Origin of the sequence: Ruminococcus sp., from assembly GCF_045129435.1 — a bacterium.
GTDB lineage: Bacteria > Bacillota > Clostridia > Oscillospirales > Acutalibacteraceae > Ruminococcoides.
Genome location: NZ_JBGVJL010000016.1, coordinates 1 through 2,372, shown reverse-complemented (window position 1 = coordinate 2,372; position 2,372 = coordinate 1). Strand labels below are relative to the sequence as shown.

Sequence of the window (2,372 nt, the reverse complement as noted above, 5' to 3'; positions counted from 1 at the left end):
TTAATTGGCTTCCGGGTATTCTGAATTCTTTTTCGGCTGATATCACCACCGGTTTTACCGAAGGCTGCAACAACAAGATTAAGGTACTTAAGCGTAATGCTTATGGTTACAGAAATTTTAAGCGTTTCCGTAACCGTATTTTACATATGTTTTCTCACCAAATGCAAAAACAATCGATAGCTTGATTTACTATCGCTTGTTCATTTCAATTCTTCTTTTTCGGGTTTATCCCAACTATTGACATTGAGCCTGAAAAAATTAATTATTTGTTTTATAAAAGACTACCTCCGGTTTTATCAAACCTTGCTTTAGCACACAAACAGCAACGCTGTTTGTGCCTTATAAATTGCAATATTGGAAGATTTTATGGGCTCTGCCCATACCCGCAAGCCTTTAAAAAGGCTTGACCTAAATTTTATGTTAATTATCCAAAGCTCTCTGCTAAACCATAATTTATCAATATTACCCCAACTTTTAAAACAAAACCTAAAGCAAAAGCCTGCTCAGCATTAACTGAACAGGCTTTAATTTACATCTATTAATTACATCTATTAATAATTAGCAAGAAGTTCCTTAAATGATTCCTTAACAATGTTAAGGCCCTTTAAGAGAAGCTCATCTTCAATAACAAGAGCAGGCATAATCTTAAATACACTGCCCTCTCTGCCTGCAACTTCACAAATCAAGTTCTTTGTAAAGCAGAGGTCAGAAAGCTTTGATGCAAGAGCAGGGTCAACCTTTGAGCAGTCAATACCCCACATAAGACCGATACCTCTTAACTCAAGCTTATCGTTGAGTGGGAGAATTTCCTTTTCAACAAAGTTCTTTACAATCTCACCCTTACGCTTAGTTTCAGCCTCAACATTGTTCTCAAGGAGGTACTCAATAGCAGCCTTACCGGCAACAAACGAAAGCTGGTTGCCTCTAAATGTGCCGTTATGCTCGCCCGGCTTCCAAACATCAATCTCCGGCTTATGAAGTACGAGTGACATTGGCATACCGATACCGCCGATTGACTTTGACATTACAACGATGTCAGGCTGAATATCTGCACGCTCAAATGAGAAGAATGAACCGCTGCGGCAGCAACCGATCTGAATATCGTCAACAATCATAAGAATATCATTCTTTGTACAGAACTCTCTCACTGCCTTTAAGAAGTCAACATCAAATACTCTGATGCCACCCTCAGCCTGTACAGTTTCCATAATAACCGCTGCCGGCTTTTCTGTTGCCGAATGGTCGTCATCAATGAGCATCTGCATATATTTAACAACATCAAGTCCCTCTACCATATAAGGAGCAGGAATATGTGTGCAGTCTGTGAGAGATGCAATAGCACCGTTTCTTGCAAACATTTCAGATGTTGCAGAAAGTGCACCGAGTGTCATACCGTGGAAACAACCCATAAATGCAAAGATGTTTCTTCTGCCTGTGTACTTTCTTGCAAGCTTTAATGCAGCCTCTACTGCGTTTGTACCTGTAGGACCCGGGAACTGGATTCTGTAGTCAAAGCCTCTTGGCTCAAGAATTTTAGTTTCAAAGGTTTCAATGAATTCACGCTTCGGTACTGTGTACATATCAAGTGCATGAATAATGCCGTCTGTTGAAAAATACTCAAGAGTCTTTTGCTTGATGTAGTCGTTGTTATGACCGTAGTTTACTGCACCTGCACCGCAGAAAAAGTCTATATATTCGTTGCCCTCTTCATCTTTGATGATTGAGCCCTTTGCAGTTGTAAAAACTGTCGGAAAATGGCGACAATAAGAGCGTACTGATGACTCGTATTTTTCAAATGCTTCTGTTTTCATAAATTACTGTTCCTTTCCTCTTTGCTGCATTAAGCAATAAGTTTGTTTTCCCTATACCTTTTTAGAAATCCTCTTAAAGCACCGTTCATTATGCTTTCAATCTGCTCAGGCTCATCAGGCAAAAGTACTATTGCCTGCAAGTCTGACGCAAAAACATAGCCGTCACTTCCGGAGGGATTTTTTAACCTTTTCATTTCCTTTGGCGGATTATCTGCAAATACTCTTGCAAAAATACTTGAGCTGTCATTATCTCCGCCTATATCTAAGCCACCCGTTACAAATACTATGTCATTTGTTTTGAGTGAACTTGTTACAAGCTGTCCGAGTGCTTTGCTGTTTAATGCAAACTTTGCTTCGTCTGCAATCAAGTCAAGCTCTGAAAAGCTTTTTCTGAGCGACCTTTCACAAAGCGAGGTTTTGCGGGCAGCGTAAAAAATCAGTTCACCTGTCACTCTGCCGCTACCTCCTCTGCCTGCGTTTCTGCTGGCTGTTCTTTTCGCACAGCTTCAAAGTTCGGTGCAATGGTCATATCACTGTAAACCTTGCTAAAGTCGAGCTGCC

3 protein-coding genes are annotated in these 2,372 nt (G+C 40.4%); 1 reads left to right on the top strand and 2 read right to left on the bottom strand.

What is annotated here, in order from left to right; all coding sequences use genetic code 11:
- The coding region (locus ACJMMI_RS00770; RefSeq protein ID WP_405352599.1) for a transposase at positions 1-185 on the top strand (185 nt) is incomplete at its 5' end.
- A 366-nt stretch (positions 186-551) separates the two neighbouring features.
- Here ACJMMI_RS00770 and ACJMMI_RS00765 read toward each other — a convergent pair.
- Entirely contained in the window at positions 552-1,811 is a 1,260-nt protein-coding gene (locus ACJMMI_RS00765) for an aspartate aminotransferase family protein (protein WP_405352597.1), read from the bottom strand.
- A gap of 29 nt (positions 1,812-1,840) precedes the next feature.
- The gene (locus ACJMMI_RS00760) at positions 1,841-2,263 is read right to left on the bottom strand and encodes a hypothetical protein (RefSeq protein WP_405352594.1); all 423 of its coding nucleotides are present in this window, start codon (positions 2,261-2,263) and stop codon (positions 1,841-1,843) included.
- Positions 2,264-2,372: the final 109 nt, after the last annotated feature.

What these genes read in the sequence shown, in the direction of transcription:
- ACJMMI_RS00765 (WP_405352597.1), bottom strand. Translation starts at nt 1,811, where the DNA reads ATGAAAACAGAAGCATTTGAAAAATACGAGTCATCAGTACGCTCTTAT.